This window comes from Streptomyces sp. CB01881, from assembly GCF_002953255.1.
Lineage (GTDB): Bacteria > Actinomycetota > Actinomycetes > Streptomycetales > Streptomycetaceae > Kitasatospora.
Genome location: NZ_CP026498.1, coordinates 6,464,432 through 6,482,139, shown reverse-complemented (window position 1 = coordinate 6,482,139; position 17,708 = coordinate 6,464,432). Strand labels below are relative to the sequence as shown.

17 protein-coding genes and 3 tRNA genes are annotated in these 17,708 nt (G+C 72.9%); 10 read left to right on the top strand and 10 right to left on the bottom strand.

The features are described 5' to 3' along the window. Nucleotides 1–128 precede the first annotated feature (128 nt). A complete protein-coding gene (hrpA, locus tag C2142_RS18040; protein ID WP_241002646.1) occupies nucleotides 129–4,106 on the bottom strand; it encodes an ATP-dependent RNA helicase HrpA in 3,978 nt (1,325 codons plus the stop codon). Nucleotides 4,107–4,369: 263 nt separating this feature from the next. On the opposite strand from hrpA, the gene C2142_RS18035 reads away from it, so the two are divergent. Both C2142_RS18035 and C2142_RS18030 read left to right on the top strand, forming a co-directional pair. Further along, entirely contained in the window at nucleotides 4,370–4,891 is a 522-nt protein-coding gene (locus C2142_RS18035) for a SigE family RNA polymerase sigma factor (RefSeq protein WP_148643600.1), read from the top strand. Next, entirely contained in the window at nucleotides 4,888–5,826 is a 939-nt protein-coding gene (locus C2142_RS18030) for a hypothetical protein (RefSeq protein ID WP_148643599.1), read from the top strand. Before C2142_RS18035 ends, C2142_RS18030 begins: the two co-directional genes overlap by 4 nt. A 28-nt stretch (nucleotides 5,827–5,854) precedes the next feature. On the opposite strand, the gene C2142_RS18025 is transcribed toward C2142_RS18030, so the two are convergent. Then, nucleotides 5,855–6,841 (bottom strand): LysR family transcriptional regulator, encoded by a 987-nt coding sequence (locus tag C2142_RS18025; RefSeq protein ID WP_148643598.1) that lies wholly within the window; start codon nucleotides 6,839–6,841, stop codon nucleotides 5,855–5,857. Nucleotides 6,842–7,076: 235 nt separating this feature from the next. Between C2142_RS18025 and C2142_RS18020 the strand changes: the two genes are divergently transcribed. Both C2142_RS18020 and C2142_RS18015 read left to right on the top strand, forming a co-directional pair. After that, nucleotides 7,077–7,997: a zinc-binding dehydrogenase gene (locus tag C2142_RS18020; RefSeq protein ID WP_148643597.1), complete on the top strand. Its 921-nt coding sequence runs from the start codon at nucleotides 7,077–7,079 to the stop codon at nucleotides 7,995–7,997. A gap of 52 nt (nucleotides 7,998–8,049) precedes the next feature. Beyond that, nucleotides 8,050–9,120, top strand: a complete 1,071-nt coding sequence (locus C2142_RS18015; protein WP_148643596.1) for an alpha/beta fold hydrolase — start codon at nucleotides 8,050–8,052, stop codon at nucleotides 9,118–9,120. 66 nt (nucleotides 9,121–9,186) lie between these two features. Here the strand turns inward: C2142_RS18015 and C2142_RS18010 are convergent, their stop codons facing one another. Together C2142_RS18010 and C2142_RS18005 are read right to left on the bottom strand one after the other, a co-directional pair. Continuing rightward, nucleotides 9,187–9,732 (bottom strand): Uma2 family endonuclease, encoded by a 546-nt coding sequence (locus C2142_RS18010; protein WP_148643595.1) that lies wholly within the window; start codon nucleotides 9,730–9,732, stop codon nucleotides 9,187–9,189. 388 nt (nucleotides 9,733–10,120) lie between these two features. After that, nucleotides 10,121–11,365, bottom strand: coding sequence for a plasmid pRiA4b ORF-3 family protein (locus C2142_RS18005; protein WP_148643594.1), 1,245 nt, complete (start codon nucleotides 11,363–11,365; stop codon nucleotides 10,121–10,123). 70 nt (nucleotides 11,366–11,435) lie between these two features. Here C2142_RS18005 and C2142_RS18000 point away from each other — a divergent pair, with 70 nt between their 5' ends. Beyond that, nucleotides 11,436–12,566: a hypothetical protein gene (locus tag C2142_RS18000; RefSeq protein ID WP_148643593.1), complete on the top strand. Its 1,131-nt coding sequence runs from the start codon at nucleotides 11,436–11,438 to the stop codon at nucleotides 12,564–12,566. A 73-nt stretch (nucleotides 12,567–12,639) separates the two neighbouring features. On the opposite strand, the gene C2142_RS17995 is transcribed toward C2142_RS18000, so the two are convergent. The 6 genes from C2142_RS17995 to C2142_RS17970 all read right to left on the bottom strand — a co-directional run bounded on the left by C2142_RS17995 (nucleotide 12,640) and on the right by C2142_RS17970 (nucleotide 14,424). Further along, nucleotides 12,640–13,065 (bottom strand): cytotoxic translational repressor of toxin-antitoxin stability system, encoded by a 426-nt coding sequence (locus C2142_RS17995; protein WP_148643592.1) that lies wholly within the window; start codon nucleotides 13,063–13,065, stop codon nucleotides 12,640–12,642. Then, on the bottom strand, nucleotides 13,062–13,478 hold the full coding sequence (locus C2142_RS17990) for a prevent-host-death protein (RefSeq protein WP_148643591.1): 417 nt from the start codon (nucleotides 13,476–13,478) through the stop codon (nucleotides 13,062–13,064). Before C2142_RS17990 ends, C2142_RS17995 begins: the two co-directional genes overlap by 4 nt. Nucleotides 13,479–13,661: 183 nt before the next feature. Next, nucleotides 13,662–13,735: transfer RNA gene (locus C2142_RS17985), tRNA-Phe, on the bottom strand. 27 nt (nucleotides 13,736–13,762) lie between these two features. Further along, nucleotides 13,763–13,836: transfer RNA gene (locus tag C2142_RS17980), tRNA-Asp, on the bottom strand. Between the two features lie 56 nt (nucleotides 13,837–13,892). Beyond that, nucleotides 13,893–13,965, bottom strand: a tRNA-Glu gene (locus C2142_RS17975). A gap of 117 nt (nucleotides 13,966–14,082) precedes the next feature. After that, the gene (locus C2142_RS17970) at nucleotides 14,083–14,424 is read right to left on the bottom strand and encodes a metallopeptidase family protein (RefSeq protein ID WP_148644860.1); all 342 of its coding nucleotides are present in this window, start codon (nucleotides 14,422–14,424) and stop codon (nucleotides 14,083–14,085) included. 70 nt (nucleotides 14,425–14,494) lie between these two features. Between C2142_RS17970 and crcB (C2142_RS17965) the strand changes: the two genes are divergently transcribed. From crcB (C2142_RS17965) to C2142_RS39955, 5 genes are all read left to right on the top strand, one after another. Next, nucleotides 14,495–15,019, top strand: a complete 525-nt coding sequence (gene crcB / locus C2142_RS17965) for a fluoride efflux transporter CrcB (protein WP_148643590.1) — start codon at nucleotides 14,495–14,497, stop codon at nucleotides 15,017–15,019. Continuing rightward, the gene (locus C2142_RS17960) at nucleotides 15,016–15,438 is read left to right on the top strand and encodes a DUF190 domain-containing protein (RefSeq protein WP_148643589.1); all 423 of its coding nucleotides are present in this window, start codon (nucleotides 15,016–15,018) and stop codon (nucleotides 15,436–15,438) included. The genes crcB (C2142_RS17965) and C2142_RS17960 overlap by 4 nt, the downstream gene beginning before the upstream one ends. Further along, nucleotides 15,435–15,809 (top strand): fluoride efflux transporter CrcB, encoded by a 375-nt coding sequence (gene crcB, locus C2142_RS17955; protein WP_148643588.1) that lies wholly within the window; start codon nucleotides 15,435–15,437, stop codon nucleotides 15,807–15,809. The genes C2142_RS17960 and crcB (C2142_RS17955) overlap by 4 nt, the downstream gene beginning before the upstream one ends. Before the next feature lie 253 nt (nucleotides 15,810–16,062). Beyond that, nucleotides 16,063–16,827, top strand: coding sequence for a hypothetical protein (locus C2142_RS17950; RefSeq protein WP_148643587.1), 765 nt, complete (start codon nucleotides 16,063–16,065; stop codon nucleotides 16,825–16,827). A 194-nt stretch (nucleotides 16,828–17,021) separates the two neighbouring features. Next, a partial coding sequence (locus C2142_RS39955) for a DEAD/DEAH box helicase (protein ID WP_241002645.1) occupies nucleotides 17,022–17,708 on the top strand: 687 nt, incomplete at its 3' end.

The following is a 17,708-nucleotide window of genomic DNA, read 5'->3' as shown; positions in this document are numbered from 1 at the left end:
CTTGCCGCGCTGCGAACAAGACAGATCGTAGCCCATGGTGGGCCCCCAGGTCGAACTGGCTCCTGAGGGCCCCCGCCCAGCTCAGCGGCCGGCCCGCGGGCCGGCCGCTGAGCTGGGCGGGAAACGGCTCAGAGCGTGGCCCTGGCGGCCTCCATCGCCTTGGCGATCCGCTTCTCCGAGACGGGCGTCGGCGTGCCGAGCGACTGCGCGAAGAAGCTGACCCGCAGCTCCTCGATCATCCAGCGGATCGCCCGCACCTCCGGGGAGGGCTCCTGTCCGGCCGGCACGGCCGCCAGCAGCTCCCCGTACTCCTGCTGCACCTGCTGGACCTTCAGCAGCTGCTGGGCGTCCCGCTGCGGGTGGTTGGGCAGCGCCTCCAGCCGGCGGTCCACCGCCAGCAGGTAGCGCTTGAGGTCCGTCAGCCGCTGCCAGCCGGTCTCGGTGACGAATCCCGGGTGCACCAGCGAGGCCAGGTGCAGCCGGATGTCGTTCACCGCCGTCAGCAGGACCGGGCTGCTCACCGACTTCAGCCGGGTCGACGCCTTGTGGAAGGCGATCAGCGCGGTGGCGGTCTTGAGTGTGGTGTCCGCCGAGAGGTCGTAGAGGTCGGCCCGCACCTTCTCGTGCAGCTTGCCGAAGGCCGCCTCGTCCCAGGCCGGTCCGCCGGACAGGGTCATCAGCCGGTCGGTGGCGCAGGCCACCACGTCCTCGAACATCGCCGGGACCGAGCCGTGCGGGTTGTACGAGAGGGCGAGCTTGGCCTGGTTGCCCAGGCGGCCCTGGATCGACTTGGCGGGCGAGTTGGTGGTCAGCATCAGCAGCCGCCGGGTGCCCTCCCACATCGCCTTGGCCTGGGCCTGCGGGGTGTCGAACAGCTTGATGCCGACCGCGTCCCGCTCGTCCACCAGCGCCGGGTAGGCGCGCAGCGAGTGGCCGCGCGAGCGCTGTTCGAAGGTGCGCTGGAGCACGGGCAGCGAGGCGGGCCAGGCGGTCAGCCCGGACTGCTCGATGCCCTGGCCGGACGCGGCCGAGGAGAGCGTCTCCTTCAGCTTGGGCTTGAGCCGGAGCCGCAGCTCCTCCAGGTCCTTGGACTCGGCGAGCTTCTTGCGGCCGTCCACCACCCGGAAGGTCACCTTGAGGTGGTCCGGCACCCGGTCGTCGTCCCAGGCCTCCGGCGGGACGGTGACCGCCGTCAGCCGCTTGAGGACGTGCTCCAGGGTCGGCAGCAGGGGCTCCTGGCGGTCCTTCACCTGGCGCAGTGCCGCCTTGGCGAAGTCCGGTGCCGGGACGAAGTTGCGCCGGACCGCCTTGGGGAGGGACTTGATCCAGGCGGTGACCAGCTCCTCGCGCAGGCCCGGGATCTGCCAGTCGAAGCCCTCCGCGGTGACCTGGTTGAGCACCGGCAGCGGGATGTGGACGGTCACGCCGTCCGCGTCGCTGCCCGGCTCGAACTGGTAGGTCAGCTGGAAGCGGAGCTTGCCCTGCTGCCAGTGGTCCGGGTAGTCCGCCTCGGTGACGCCGTCCGCGGCGTCGTTGATCAGCATCGACTTCTCGAAGTTGAGCAGGTCCGGCTGGTCGTGCCGGGCCTTCTTCCACCAGGAGTCGAAGTGCCGGGTGGAGACGATGTCGTCCGGCAGGCGGCCGTCGTAGAACTCGAACAGGGTCTGGTCGTCGACCAGGATGTCCCGGCGGCGGGCCCGGTTCTCCAGCTCCTCGACCTCGCTGAGCAGCTTGCGGTTCTCGGCGAAGAACCTGTGGTGGGTCTCCCAGTCGCCCTCGACCAGTGCGTTGCGGATGAACAGCTCGCGGCAGAGCTCCGGGTCGATCCGGCCGTAGTTGACCTTGCGCTGGGCGACGACCGGCATCCCGTAGAGGGTCACCTTCTCGTACGCCAGCACGGCGCCGGCCTTCTTCTCCCAGTGCGGCTCGCTGTAGCTGCGCTTGATCAGGTGGCCGGCCAGCGGCTCCACCCACTCGGGCTCGATCTTGGCGTTGATCCGGGCCCAGAGCCGGGACGTCTCGACCAGCTCGGCGGACATCACCCAGCGCGGCGGCTTCTTGAACAGGCCCGAGCCGGGGAAGACCGCGAACCGCGCACCGCGCGCACCGCCGTACTCGCGCTTCTCCACGTCGAACAGGCCGATGTGGGAGAGCAGGCCGGCCAGCAGCGACTGGTGGATCCGGTCGGAGTCCGGCTCGGCGTCGGGGTCCGGCTCCTCGATCGTGACGCCGAGCTGCTTGGCGACCGTGCGCAGCTGGGAGTAGATGTCCTGCCACTCCCGTATCCGCAGGTAGTTCAGGAACTCGGCCTTGCACATCCGGCGGAAGGCCGAGGAGGAGAGCTCCTTCTGCTGCTCCCGCACGTAGCGCCACATGGCCAGGTAGGAGAGGAAGTCGGAGGTCTCCGACTGGAAGCGGCGGTGCCGGTCGTCGGCGGCCTGGCGCTTCTCGGTGGGGCGCTCGCGCGGGTCCTGGATGGAGAGCGCGGCGGCGATCACCATGACGTCGCGGACGCAGCCGTTCTTGTCGGCCTCCAGCACCATGCGGGCCATCCTCGGGTCCACCGGGAGCTGGGCGAGCCGGCGGCCGAGCGGGGTGAGGCGCTTGCGGACGTCCTTCTCGTTCGGGTCGAGGGCGCCGAGCTCGTGCAGGAGGCTGACGCCGTCCTTGATGTTGCGGGAGTCCGGCGGGTCCAGGAACGGGAAGGCGGCGATGTCGCCGAGGCCGGCGGCGGTCATCTGGAGGATGACCGAGGCCAGGTTGGTGCGCAGGATCTCGGCGTCGGTGAACTCGGGGCGGGAGAGGAAGTCCTCCTCCGAGTACAGCCGGATGCAGATGCCGTCCGAGGTGCGGCCGCAGCGGCCCTTGCGCTGGTTGGCGCTGGCCTGGCTGATCGCCTCGATCGGGAGCCGCTGCACCTTGGTGCGGTGGCTGTAGCGGGAGATGCGGGCGGTGCCCGGGTCGATCACGTACTTGATGCCCGGGACGGTGAGGCTGGTCTCGGCGACGTTGGTCGCCAGGACGATCCGGCGGGAGTTGGAGCGCTGGAAGACCTTGTGCTGCTCGGCCGAGCTCAGCCGGGCGTAGAGCGGGAGGACCTCGGTGAACTTCAGTTTCAGCTTGTTGAGCGCGTCGGCGGTGTCGCGGATCTCGCGCTCGCCGGAGAGGAAGACCAGGATGTCGCCGGGGCCCTCGGCCTGGAGCTCCTCGGCGGCCTCGCAGATCGCCTGGATCTGGTCGCGGTCCCGGTCGGCCTCGGTGGAGTCGTCCTCGGCGTCGGCGTCGTCGACGACCGGGCGGTAGCGCACCTCGACCGGGTAGGTGCGGCCGGACACCTCGACGATCGGGGCGTCGTTGAAGTGACGGGCGAACCGCTCGGGGTCGATGGTCGCCGAGGTGATGACGACCTTGAGGTCCGGGCGGCGGGGCAGCAGCTGCTTGACGTACCCGAGGATGAAGTCGATGTTGAGGCTGCGCTCGTGGGCCTCGTCGATGATCAGGGTGTCGTACTGGCGCAGCTCGCGGTCGGTCTGGATCTCCGCGAGCAGGATGCCGTCCGTCATCAGCTTGACCAGGGTGTCCTGGCCGACCTGGTCGGTGAACCGGACCTTCCAGCCGACCGCCTCGCCGAGCGGGGTGTTCATCTCCTCGGCGACGCGCTCGGCCACCGTGCGGGCGGCGATCCGGCGGGGCTGGGTGTGGCCGACCAGGCCGCGCACCCCGCGGCCCAGCTCCAGGCAGATCTTCGGGATCTGCGTGGTCTTGCCAGAGCCGGTCTCGCCCGCCACGATCACCACCTGGTGGTCGCGGATCGCGGCGAGGATCTCGTCCTTCTTCTGGCTGACCGGCAGCTCGGCCGGATACGTGATCTTCGGGACGGCGGCCCGGCGCTGCTCGACCAGCAGCTCGGCGCGGTCGATGTCACCGGCGATCTCGTCGGCGATCTTCTGGCGTGCGTCGGGCTTGCGGACCCGGCGGGCGCCCTCCAGCCGGCGCCCGATCCGCACCTCGTCGCGCAGTGTCAGCTCGGGGAGGCGGGCGGCCAGCTCGCCGATGCTGGGCCCCTGGGCGGGGGCGTCGGCGGACTGGACTGCGGGAGAACTCACGGCGGGCATCCCTCTAGGTTCGCAAGGAGATGCGGCGGCGCGCACCTCGGTTTTCGAGCCCCTCCAGTGTCACAGCCGCCGCGGGGGATGTGCGAACCCCGTCCGGGGCGTCGTTCGGACGGCGGTGCGGGGGCGGTGCGGGGGTGGTGGGGGAGCGGCCGGCGACGGTCCGGGCGGTCCGGGCAGGGCGGCGGGCAACGGGTTCGGGGCGGCGGGCAACGGTTCGGGGCGGCGGTGGGCTCTGGGGGGATGAGGAGGTGCTCATGGGAGCCCAGAAGACCGAGCGGGACGACGAGTTCCGCGCGTTCACCGGTGCCGCCTGGCCGCGGCTGCTGCGCACGGCGTACCTGCTGGCGGGGGACCGGTACTCGGCGGAGGACCTGGTCCAGCAGGCCCTGGAGCGGGCCTACGTCGCCTGGGGCAGGGTCCGCCGGACCGGCGATCCGCACGCGTACGTGCGCCGGATCCTGGTCAACGAGCACGCCCGGCGGTTCCGCCGCAGAGTGCCGGAGCACCTGGTCACGGCCGTGCCGGAACAGGCCGGGCCGGACGGCCTCGGCGGGCTGGACGAGCGGGCGGCCCTGCTGGCCGCGCTCGCCACCCTGCCGGCGCGGCAGCGGCAGGCGGTGGTCCTGCGGTACTGGGAGGACCTCAGCGAGGGCCAGACGGCCACGGCGATGGGCTGCTCGGTCGGGACGGTCAAGAGCCAGGCGTCCAAGGGGATCGCCAAGCTCCGGGCCGCCACCTCACTCATCGGGATGACGAGCATCGGAGGAACGGTATGAGCGGGCAGGACGAGAACGTCGTGGCGCGGAGCCTGGCCGGGCTGGCCGAGGGCGTGGAGATCGGGCCGGTGCCCTACGACCGGGTGCTGGCGGGCGGCCGCCGCAGGCGGCTGCGGCGGCGGTCGGCCGCGGCGGGGGCGCTGGCGCTGGCCGTGGTCGCGATGGCCGGGGGCGGCGTCGTGCTGGGCGAGGGCGGCGGCGGAGCCGGTGCGGCCAAGGTGATGACGGCGGCGGCCGGGCCGGGTGCGTCGGGTGCCGGTGCGAGTCCGGGGACGGCGGCCTCGGTGGCGGTCCCGTCGGCCCGGCCGACGGCCACGGTCTCGGCTGCGGCCCGGGACCCGTTCACGCCGGTCCGGGTCAAGCTGGCGGAGGGCACGTCCAACGGCAAGGCATGGACGGCGTGGGCGGCGCTCTGGCCCGCCACCGGCAAGGACCAGGCGTACCAGCAGGCCCGGTTGATCTGGCAGGACCAGCGCACGGCCCGCCCCGACCTGCCCGAGCCCACCGAGGACTTCGTGCGGCAGTACCGGCACGAGGGCCAGGACACAGTGGACCTCTACGTCACGCTGGACGGCAAGCGGCTCCCGGTCGACGCGACGCACGAGACCCCGGCTCCGGGCGGGGAGCCGCCGAGGGCCACGGACCCGTACGGCAACCTGACGGGCTCCGCCCTCGGCCCGCGGGCCAAGGACGCGCCCGACCCGGCCATGAAGGACGCACCGACCGTGGTGCTGCTCCAGGTGGGCTCGGACGCCGCGAAGCTGGTCGTGACCCTCCCCGACGGCACCACCACCGAACCGGCGCTGGTCACCGTCGGCGACTCGCCCGTCCGCTGGGTCGCCATCCCCCGGGCCGCCGCCTCGGCCGGAGGGAACATCAAGGTCTACGGGGCGGACGGCGCGTTGCTGGCCACCACCACCGACTGGCTGCGCTGACCCCGTCCCCTTGCCGGTGGCCCTCCGCCTACGCGTCCAGGGCCTCCTGGTCGGGACCGGGCAGCCAGTCACGGGCCGGGTCGTACTCCAGCCAGCGGCTGCGCCGCGCCTCCTCACCGAACGCCCGGAGCAGCTGGTCCAGTTGGGGGTGCCGCTGCTCGGTGCCGGGGCCGTCCCCGTCGCGCCAGACCAGCGACCAGGCGTACAACGGGGTCGGGTCGGCGAGCGGCACGGTCCGCACGCCGGGGCGGCCGGGCGCGGCCGGCGGCTCCGGGAGCGGGCAGTCGGCGGGGAGGAGGGAGAAGCAGGCCGGGTCGGTGCGGACCCGTTCCACGAAGTGCTCCAGGCCGAGGTTGGCCGAACCGGTCCGCCCCGCGATGCCGAACCGGTCGGCGAACCGGGTCAGGAAGTCCAGCCGGTCCACCGCGGCCGGGTAGCGCAGCACGCTGTCCCGCAGGTCGGCCGGCCGGAGCACGTCACGGCCGGCCAGCGGGTGATCGGTGCTCAGCAGCGCGTCCACCGGCTCCAGCCGCACCAGACGGTGCGCCAGCCCCGTGTCCCGGCCGTCCGGCAGCGGGTGCACCCGGCCGAACCCGGCGTCGGACTCGCCCCGCAGCAGGGCCGCCGCCACCGACGGCAGGTCCCGCCCCGGCTCCGGCTCCACCTCCAGCCCCGGGACCCCCTCGACCGCCTGGGCGACCGTCCGCATCGGCGCGTACAGGTGCCCCCAGACGTCGATCCGCAGCGGGCGCCGCGCACAGGCCACCGCCGCCACCGCGTGGTCCCCGTGGACGAGCAGCCGTCGGGCGGGCTCCAGGAACCGCCGCCCCGCCCCGGTCAGGGCGACCCCGCGCGCGTCCCGGTCCAGCAGCCGCGCCCCGAGCGCCGCCTCCAGCCGGGCCACCCGCTTGGACAGCGCCTGCTGACTGATCGCCAGCCGTGCGGCGGCGCGCCCGAAGTGCAGCTCCTCGGCCGCCACGGCGAAGGCCCGGACCTGGGCGAGATCGAGATCCATGGCCGCCCAGCGTACGGGCCCGGCCGCGCGCCCGGTCCGCCTCCCCCGCGCCGGTGCGGGGGAGGCGTGACGGAGCCCCGCCGGGCGGCCGGGCGCTGCCGGCCCCGGCGGCGTGACAACGGACGGTTGTCGTCGCACCCGGGCGGTTGTTGGACCGGGTGCGACGGCCCGCGGTGTGCTGGGGACACCACCTCGGCCGGACCGGCCGGCGAGGGGGCGGAGGAGGGCGAAGGTCATGAAGGCGCTGACGGCGACCGGACGGGCGGACACGGCGGTCGGGTTCGCGGAGGTGGAGCAGCCGCGGCCCGGGCCGGGCGAGGCGCTGGTGAAGGTCGAGGCGTTCTCGGTGAACCGCGGCGAGACCTTCCAGCTGGAGGCGCCCGAGCCGGGCTGGCGCCCCGGCAAGGACATCGCGGGCCTGGTCGTCCAGGCCGCCGCCGACGGCTCCGGCCCGGCCGCCTGCCGCCGGGTGGTCGGCCACCCGCCCGCCGGCGGCTGGGCCGAGTACGTCCGCGTGCCCACCACCTCGCTCGCCGAGCTCCCGGACGACCTGGACAGCGTCCGCGCGGCCGCCCTCCCGCTGGCCGGGCTGACCGCGCTGCGCCTGCTCCGCACCGCCGGCGCGCTGGCCGGCCGTCGGGTGCTGCTCACCGGCGCCTCCGGGGGCGTCGGCCACTACGTCACCGAGCTGGCCGCGGCCGCCGGTGCCGAACTCACCGTGGTCACGGCCTCGCCCGAGCGGGGCCGGCGGCTGGCCGAGCTGGGCGCGGCGGAGGTCGTCCACGAGGTCGGCGCGGCGCGCGGCCCGTACGACCTGGTGCTGGAGTCGACGGGCGGTCCGAACCTGCCCCTGGCACTCGCCCGGCTGGCCCGGCGCGGCACGCTGATCTGGTTCGGCCAGGCCTCCCGGACGCCCGCGACGCTCGACTTCTTCGACTTCTTCGCAGGCCCGGAGTCCGCCACGCTGCGGCACTTCCACTACGCCGACTCGGACGTTCCCGACGGGGACGACCTCGCCACCCTGGTCCGCCTGGTCGGGGAGGGCCGGCTGACCCCGGAGATCGGCCGGATCGCACCCTGGACGGAGACCGCCGCCGTCCTCACCGACCTGCGGGAGCGCCGGATCCGCGGCAAGGCCGTCCTGACCCTGTCCTGAGGCGCGTCGAGCCGCCGAGGAACTGACCCACCGTCGAAGAGAGCCACACCTGATGACGAATCCCCCCGACCTCTCCTTCCTCGACCACCCGGACCTGCTGCCGGCCTTCGTCGGGGAGAACCGCCCGCGCGCCACCGGCGCCGGGCTGGACCCGCACGAGTACACCCGCGTCACCGCCGCACTGCCGTCCCTGACCGCGTGGCCCGAGGCCTGCCGGGCCGCCGGCCGACGACACCTCGCCGCCGCCGACCGCGCCGCCGCGCAGGGCCACCACCGCACGGCCGGCGAGGCGTACCGGACGGCCGCCCGCTGGTTCCACTTCGCCGGGCTGCTCCCGGACCCCGACCGCGAGGCGGCCGCCCTCGCCGCCACCGAGGCGGACCGGGCGATGCGCCGCGCCCTGGCCCACCTCGACCCGTCGGCCGAGCGGATCGAGGGCGCCTCGTTCGCCGGCTGGCTCCGCCGCCCCGCCGGTGGCGGGCGGTCACCGGTGGTGGTGGTCGTACCCGGAATGGACTCGGGGAAGGAGGAGTTCCACGCCGTCGCCGAGGCGCTGCTCGCCCGGGGCACGGCCGTGTTCGCCATGGACGGCCCGGGTCAGGGCGTCCTCGCCGCGACCAGCGCCCCCGACCCGGACTACCACCGCGTGGTCGGCCGGGTGATCGACGCCATCGCGGCCCGGGACGGCGTGGACGCCGGCCGCGTCGGGGTGATCGGCCTCAGCCTCGGCGGCTACTACGCCGCGGTCACCGCCGCCCACGAGCCACGGGTCCGCGCCACCGCCGTGGTCAGCGGCCCGTACCGGCTGGACTGGGACGCGCTGGTCCCCTTCGTCACCGCGACCCTGACCCAGCGCTGCGGCAGTCCGGAGGCCGCCCGCGCCTTCGCCCGCCGCGTCGACCTCTCCGCCCTGGCCCCGGCCGTCACCGGCCCCCTCCTGGTCGTCGAGGGCGGCGAGGACCGGATCCCCGGCGTCACCAACGCCGAACCCCTGGCCCACCACGCCCCCCGGGCCGAGCTCCTCCTCGTCCCGCACGGCAACCACCTGCTCGGCAACGCCCTCCCCGACTGGCTCCCGGCCACCGCGGACTGGCTCACCACCCACCTCGCCGGAGGCCGGTAGGGCCGGCCGCCCACCCGTGACCGGCCCGGACCCGGACGGCGGGGCCGGGCAGAGGCCCGGTGCAGGTCAGTACGGCAGCAGGTCGCTCGTGGTCAGGTCGAAGTCGAACGGTTCGGGGATGTGCAGGGTCTCCCCGAACTCGATGTCCTCGCGGCGGTGGTACTTCGTGCCGTCGGGCCGGCTGAACAGGGTGACGGTCTTCTGCCTGGCATCGATCAACAGGTACAGCGGAATGCCCATCAGCGGGTAGTCACGCACCTTGCCGACCCAGTCGTTCTCCGGGTTCGAGGGGGAGACCAATTCGACGGCGACAGCGGCGGCCTCCGACGGGACCTGGTTGTCGGACGTCTCCAGCGCCTCGCTCGGAAGGTACGTCAGGTCAGGGTTGCGGCTCTTGCCCACGTTCGGTGAGACCAGGTCGGTGTTCTCGCTCGGAAGCAGCTCCAGCGGGGCGTGTGCGTCGAACTGGCGCCGGACCATCAGCAGGTTCCGCTGGTGGATGCCGGAGGGGCTGACCGTCATGACGATGGTGTCGCCCGAGATCTCCACCTTGAATCCGTCCGGCAGGCTCCTGCGGGCTTCTTCGAGAAGTGCGAAGTGCTCCGGGTTCATGGGCGCTCTCCCCTGGGGGTGTGCCGGGCAGCACCCTCAGGGTAGTCCGGAGCGGTGTCCGTGATCGCCCGAATGCGTCGTTCGCCGGGTGCTCCGCGGCCCGGACCGCTGCCGGGGCCTTCCGGTCGGACCGCTGACCGGTCGGACCGCCAGCCGTCCGCCGCGCCGTCGGCCTGCCAGGCGGCATGCAGAAGGCCCCGGAGACTCTCCGGGGCCTTCCTCGTACGGTGGCCAGGGCCGGGGTCGAACCGGCGACCTTCCGCTTTTCAGGCCAAGCCGGGGCGTCGGGATGCCCCGATTTGAGCTCTTCTGCCGTCCGTAGACGGCTGCCCTCGGACGCCGCCATCCAGGCCGGTTGGCGTCATCCGGCACGGACGAGCCGGTGGGCTCACCAGTCGAGAGCGCGGAGCCGCTGGTTCGTCCGGTGCAGGTCGAAGTGGGTCGGGTCGAAGCCGGCCGCTGTTTCGAGGCCGAGCCAGCGCAGCAGGTCCTCGTGCTCGGGACGGGCGGTGTCGCCGAGGGCCTGCTTGAGGTCGTCGTATCCGCCCGGGCCACCGCAGTCCTCGGGCGGGCAGGCTCCTGCTCCGTCGACGCACAGCGGGTAGCGGTGGCCCGCCTCGGCAGCCACTTGGCGCTCGACGAGGATGCGGTGCTCCCACGAGTCACCGAAGTCGTAGGTGTAGTCGAGGAACTCTCCCTCCTTGACCAGGGCGTCCAGGGCGGCGGCGGTCTCGTCGACGAAGTCGAGTTCGGAGGAGGGACGGCCGTAGTTGACGCCTTTCACGTCGAACGCGTGCAAGTGGCAGTTCTGCCAGCCCACGGCGGCCTGGATGGTCAGGTGCAGTCGGTCGAGGCGGAATCCGGCGGGGACCTGAACGCGGCGCCAGACGGCGGGCTGTTCCACCTCGGCTAGTTCGATGCGGAGCTGGTAGACGGGATCGCCGGGGCGCGCTTCCCCGCGCAGCTGCGCAACCGCTTGACGGCCCGGCGCGGTGAGGGCGATAGCGTCGCCGATGCGTTGGACCGAGCCGAGGCCGAGGAGCGTCGCGAGCAAGCGGTCCACGTCGCGGTCGTTGCTCTGGCGCAGCAGCCGGAGGCGGTCCTCGGGAAGATCGTCGAGGACGTAGAACCCGGAGACCTTGTCCCAGACAGCAGCCTGAAGCTCCTGCTCGGGAACCAGGTCGTCGGCGGCATACAGGCTCGTCAGCAGCGCCCGAAGCCCGGCCGGGTACTCCTCGGCGAAGATCGAGCCGAGCCACCCGGAGGGGAGCACCGCTTCACTGATGCGCGGCAGGGCCTCGAACAGTGCGTCGAGGATGCGCTCGGGGTCCTCCAGCACGCGCGCGTTCTTCTTGACCGGCACCAGACGGCCGCCGACGACCCGCAGCAGCCGGGCCGCCTTGGCCCATTCCACCAGCAGGTTCAGGTGGTACAGCTCCTGGCTGGACTTGGTCTTGAAGATCCTGTCACCGATGGCCGCGTCGATGGTGTCGCCGGTACGCAGGAGCGCGACCAGGACCCGCGCGTCGGCGAGGGTGACCTTGCCCGTCTGGGTGAGCTTGCGTCCCGCGCCGATCCAGCTGACGAGATCTCGGATCTGCTCGACGGTGCGTGGCTGCTCGGGTTCCATCATCGGTTCCTGTCTGCCTTGGACTTGACGGATTCCATCATCGATGGTCGGCAGACCCGCTAGGGTCGCGGCGATGAGCGAGTACCAGTACTACGAGTTCCTGGCGATCGACCGCCCGCTGACCCGTGAGGAGCAGGAAGAACTGCGGTCGCTGTCGACCCGGGCCCGGATCACCGCGGCCAGCTTCACCAACGAATACCAGTGGGGCAACTTTCGAGGTGACCCGAGACGGATGGTGGAGCAGTACTACGACGCTCACCTCTACTTGACCAACTGGGGCACCCATCAGGTGATCCTGCGCTTGCCCAAGGGGCAGCTCACGCTGCGGGCGCTGGAGCCGTACTTCTTCGACGAGTGCGTCGAGGCATGGACGACCAAGACCCACCTCGTTCTGGACCTACGCAGCGAGGACGAGGGCGGGGACTGGGAGGAGGGCGCCGAGGACTCGCTCGGTGCCATCGCCGGGGTACGGGCCGAGCTGGCTTCCGGGGATCACCGCGCCCTGTACCTCGCGTGGCTGTCCGGCATCGGCGCCTGGCAACTCCAGGACGACGACGAGACCTACCAGGAAGCAGTCGAGCCTCCGGTACCGGCCGGGCTCGACCGGCTCACCGCACCGCAGCGAGCGCTCGCGGACTTCCTGCGTGTCGACGCCGACCTGCTGGCGGTCGCCGCCCAGGCCAGCTCGCCCGCCCCCGTGCCTCGGAAGCGGCCCGGGAAGAAGGAGTTGGCGCCGCTGATCGCCGCACTGCCCGAGACGGAGAAGAACGACCTGCTGTTGCGCCTCGCGGTGGGTGATGAGCCTCAGCTGGGAGCAGAACTCGTGCGCCGCCTGCGTGGCGAACCCACTGTCGCGACGGTGCCGGGGCAGCGCTCCGTTGCGGAACTGCTGGACGCAGCGCACGCGCGGGCCACCGAACGCCGACAGCGCGCCGACCGGGTTCGAGCCGAGGCGCGGGCGAAGAAGCTGACAGCTCTGGCCACCGACGAGGAGGCGATCTGGCACGAGGTCGAGAACCACGTCGCCCGCAAGCAGACGGCCCGCTACGACACTGCCGTGGCCCTCCTGGTCCAGCTCCGTGACGCCTGCGACCACGTCGGACGCGGCCTCCAGTTCCGGCAGCGGCTGGCCGCGCTCCGCGACCAGCATCGGCACCTGCCCGGCCTGCTGCGCCGCCTCGACGATCGGGCGCTGCGGGGCTGACGCCCGTCCTTCCCGCGCGTGAGGCTCGCCAAGGGAGACCGGGTGGCCCCGGGCCGCGATCCAGCGACCGGAATCAGTGCCCCTCGGTCCAGAACTGCTGGAGTCGCTCGATCGCCTGGGCCTTGCTCAGCTCGGCGATCTGGTCCTCGGTGAGCCCGACGCGGTTGATCAGCATGTAGACCAGATCTACGGGAAGCGCCTCGCGTGGTGGCTCAGGCGCGCCTCGATCGGGAAGCGTGCCGTCCAGGACGCACGGCCAGAAGACATCCTCCGTCACGTCCAGCTGATCGCGGAGGATGTGTGCCCACATGCTCGCGCCGTACGCGGTGCGGTCGACCGGATGCGATACCCGAGTCCGCAGGATCCGCCCGTCGGGGAGCCCGAACTCATAGGTGATGTGGTGGGTGCCGGTGCGGCCGCGCGCGTCACGTACGCGGTCCCAGCCTTCACCCGTGCAGAACTGCCCGTGCCGTTCGCGTGTCGGCTGAGGCCAGGTCACTTCGCGACTCCGAGCAGCCAATCACGGAGCTGCTCGTCGTCGCTGAGGCCGATCAGCTGAACCAGGCCCCAGTTGTCGCGATGGTTGGGCGCGTTCAGGAGCCGGTCCTGCCAGTCCTCCGCGTACTCGCGCAGCGCCTCGACCATCTCGTCGATGGCCTCATCGAACGTGCCGCCGTCCGCGGCGACAGGGAGGCCGGGGAAGAACACCGACCAGCCGCCGCCCTCGGCGACCATCTGGGCCTTGGACGGGCACAGCAGTGTGAGGGCGTGGCGCAGCCGCCCTGCGTCGACCACGGCCGCACGGCCGGTGTCTCGGCGAACGGTTGCGACCCGGCCCTGCCCCGCCGCGTCCAGTAGATCCTTCAGGTGTGCTCGGGCTTCGGTGTAGCTCTCGTAGTGGACTGCTGTCATTGGGAGCCTCCTCGTCCGAGAACCAGGGTCGCGCTAGCGGTCAAGTACGTCAAGTACGTCAAGTACGTCACGTACTCACGACCGGGCGGGAGAAACGACCGTCCGCTGTCCCGTTGGCGTCAACAACACGAAAATGCCCCCGAAGCGATCTGCTTCGAGGGCATCGTACCTGGTCAGGCTATGTGGCCAGGGCCGGGGTCGAACCGGCGACCTTCCGCTTTTCAGGCGGACGCTCGTACCAACTGAGCTACCTGGCCGTACTGCACCGTCTCTTGCGAGACGAGCGATCCCGACGGGACTTGAACCCGCGACCTCCACCTTGACAGGGTGGCGAGCTAACCAACTGCTCCACGGGACCTAGTGCGGATTTCTCCACATGAGGTCTTGCGCACTGCACTTTACTACGGTACTGCGTGCCCCCAACGGGATTCGAACCCGTGCTACCGCCTTGAAAGGGCGGCGTCCTGGGCCACTAGACGATGAGGGCTTGCGGCCGTTCCGGCTGTTTCCAGCGTTCCCGGGGACGTCGAGAAGCATATGGGATCTCGGGCCGAACGCCAAAACGGGTTTCGACCGACCGGGCGGGACCGGTGGGGGCGGGGGTTCAGGACCAGCCGAGCTCGTCGAGCTCGTGGTCGTCGAAGCCGAAGTGGTGGGCGACCTCGTGGATCACGGTGGTGCGGACCTCGTCCACCACCTGCTCGCGGGTCTCGCAGTGCCGCAGGGTCGGACCGAGGTAGACGATGATCCGGTCGGGCAGGACGCCGGCGTACCACTCGCCGCGCTCGGTGAGGGGGGTGCCCTCGTAGAGGCCGAGGAGTTCGGGGTCGGCGGGGTCGGGCTCGTCCTCGACGAAGACGGCGACGTTGTCCATCATGGCCGCGAGCTGCGGGGGAATCTGGTCGAGTGCGTCACTGACCAGCGTCTCGAACTCTTCCCGGGTCATCTCCACCGGATCATTGTCGGGTCTGGGGTGACGGCGTGCCAGACGGTCGGGGCCGGTGTTTCATGGGCCCATGGCGACCTCGAACGGTTCAGCAGGCGGCCCGGCGGGCGGCGCCGCGGGCAGCGCGGTGGACGGGCCGCCGCGGGTGGGGCCCGGGGCGGCCGTGCCGCGGCGGCCGCCGGTGCTGCGCGGGCAGGGGCCGGCCGTCGCGGTGGTGGCGCTGGGCGGGGCGGTCGGGGCGTCGGCCCGCTACGGGGCGGCGCTGCTCTGGCCGGACGGGCCTGCGGACTTCCCCTGGACCACGCTGGTGGTGAACGTGGTCGGCTGCGCGGTGATCGGCGTGTTCCTGGTGGCGATCACCGAGGGCCGGCCGGCGCACCCGCTGCTGCGGCCGTTCTTCGGGACCGGCGTGCTGGGCGGGTTCACCACCTTCTCGACGTACGCGGTGGACATCCGGCGGCTGCTGGAGGAGGGCCGGCCGGGCGCCGGGCCGGCCTACCTGGGGCTGACGCTGCTGGCGGCGCTGGCCGCGGTGTGGGCGGCGGCGGGGTTGACGCGGCGTCTGATCCGCCGGGGCGCAAGGGAGGGGCGATGACCGGTCTGACCGGGCCCGCGCTGCGGCTCACCGTGCTGGTCGGCGAGAACGACCGCTGGCACCACCGCCCGCTGTACAGCGAGATCGTGCACCGGGCGCGGGCCGCCGGGCTGGCCGGGGCGAGCGTGTTCCGGGGGATCGAGGGCTTCGGTGCCTCGTCGCTGGTGCACACGGCGCGGCTGCTGTCGATGAGCGAGGACCTGCCGGTGGCGGTGGTGATCGTGGACGCCGAGGAGCGGGTGCGGGCCTTCCTGCCGCAGCTGGACGAGCTGGTGGCGGAAGGGCTGGTGGTGCTCGACCCGTGCGAGGTGATCAGGTACGCGGGACGGGGCCGGTCCGACGCGGGAACGGGCCCCGGTGCGGGTGGCCCCGGTGCGGGCGGGTCCGGCGCGGGATCCGGGACGGGGGTGGCGGGGTGAACTGGCTGCTGGTGCTGGCCGGGGCGGTGGTCGGCGCGCCGCTGCGGTACCTGACCGACCGGGCGGTGCAGTCCCGGCACGACTCGGTCTTCCCGTGGGGGACCTTCGCCGTGAACGCGTCCGGCTGCCTGGTGCTCGGCCTGCTGACCGGGGCGGTGGCGGCGGGTGCGGCGTCCTCGCAGCTCCAACTGCTGTTCGGGACGGGGTTCTGCGGGGCGCTGACCACGTACTCGACCTTCTCGTACGAGACCCTGCGGCTGGCCGAGAGCGGCGCCGGGCGGTACGCGGTGGCCAACGTGGCGGGCAGCCTGGTGGTGGGGCTGGCGGCGGTGTACGCGGGGGCGGGTCTGGCCTCGGCGCTCTGGGGCTGAGCGGGGCCGGAGAGGTCCCGGGGCGCGGGGTCCCCGGGCAGTTCGGGCCCCCGGGGGGTTTGGAGCCCCGGGGTTGCGCCGGGCGGATGGCGCCGGGTGGCTTCCTGCCGGGCTGCCCGTGTCCCGTCACCCCGGGCGCGCGTTGGGCACCGGTAGTGCCGGGCGCGGTGGGCGGCCGGTGATCGGCCCGGGCGGCCCCGGACGGGGCGGCGGGAGAGGGAGCGCGGTGGCGGCAATGCGTGCGGTGCGTGCGGTGACTTCGGCGCGCGGGGCGGGCGCCCGGGAGGGCCGTCCGGCGGTGGTGCGGGCGGTGGCGGTCCGGGAGGCCGCGCCGAGGGCGGCGGCGGTGCGGAACGGCGTGGTGCGGGCGGCGGCGGTGCTGGCGGTGGCCGGACTGGGCCTGACCGGCTGCATGTCGGTGGGGCCGGCGGCGGACGAGAAGCACGGCGCGGTGCCGGTCGGCCAGGCCGGGACGCCGGGCAGGGCCGCGGGCGGCGGGTCGGCCGCGCCGAGCGGCGGCGGTCACCAGGGTGGCGTGTCCGGGCGGTCGGAGCGCGTCGGGGGCGTGCAGACGGAGAGCGCGCCGGGAATGGGCCTGACCCCCGTACTGGGGGCGGCGTCCCCCGGCGCGAACGGCGCGACCGACGGCGCGGGCACGGTTCCCGGCGCCGCGTCCGGTGAGGCTGCTCCCGGCGCGAACGGTTCAGCCGGGGGCGCGAGCGCCGGCACCGCACCCCAGCCGGGCGCGGGCTCGTCGGGCGGCGGGGCGGGCACCGGCAGCGGCGCCACGGGCGGTGCGGGCGGGTCCGGGGCCACCGCGGGCCCGGGCGGCGGGACCGGTGACGGGCGCTCCGGCGGTTCCACGACCAGCACCGCGGCGGCGAGTCCGGCCGGACGGCCGTCCGCCACTCCCGATCCCGGCCACACCACGCCCGCCGCCACCGTCCCGCCGACCACCGAACCCTCCTCCGGAAGTTCCGGATCTTCGGCCCCGAGCCCCGGCCCGGGCGGGCATTAGCAGTCTGGCCAGCGCATTTGCCTCTGATCCCGAGGTTCGTCTATGGTGGTAGATCGTTCGTTTGATTCATTTGATTGGCGCCCTATTCCCATCTGGCGCCCTTGGCGCGTTCCGGCGATCCGTGGCTGACCGCATAGAGGCGGTTGTGAAACAGAACCCGGACTTTGGCGCGTGCCACTTCCGGAAGGTTTTGCATGTCTCTCGTTGACGACGCCCGCTTCGCCATGCCCGCGAGCGAGTCCGCCGCCGATGTCACCACCCCCGAAACCGACGCCGAGCTGATCGACGTCACCGCCGACGCCGCCGAGGCCGTCGCCGACTCCTCCGACGCCGAGACCGCCGTCGACGAGGCCGTCGCGGACGAGGAGTCCGCCGAGGACGCCGAGCCCACCATCACCTTCGGCGACCTGGGCCTGCACGACGACGTCGTGCGCGCCCTCGCCAAGCGCGGCGTCACCACCCCCTTCCCGATCCAGGCCGCGACCATCCCGGACGCCCTGGCCGGCAAGGACGTGCTGGGCCGCGGCCGCACCGGCTCCGGCAAGACCCTCAGCTTCGGCCTGCCGCTGCTGACCCGCCTCGCCGACGGCGAGCGCACCAAGCCGAAGCACCCGCGCGGCCTGATCCTCGTCCCGACCCGCGAGCTGGCCATGCAGGTGGCCGACGCCCTGGAGCCGTTCGGCTCGGTGCTCGGCCTCAAGCTCAAGGTCGTCTGCGGCGGCACCTCGATGTCGAACCAGATCTACGCGCTGGAGCGCGGCGTCGACATCCTCGTCGCCACCCCCGGCCGTCTGCGCGACCTGCTGAACCGCGGCAGCGCCAAGCTGGCCGACGTCCGGACCGTCGTGCTCGACGAGGCCGACCAGATACATGGGCTTCCT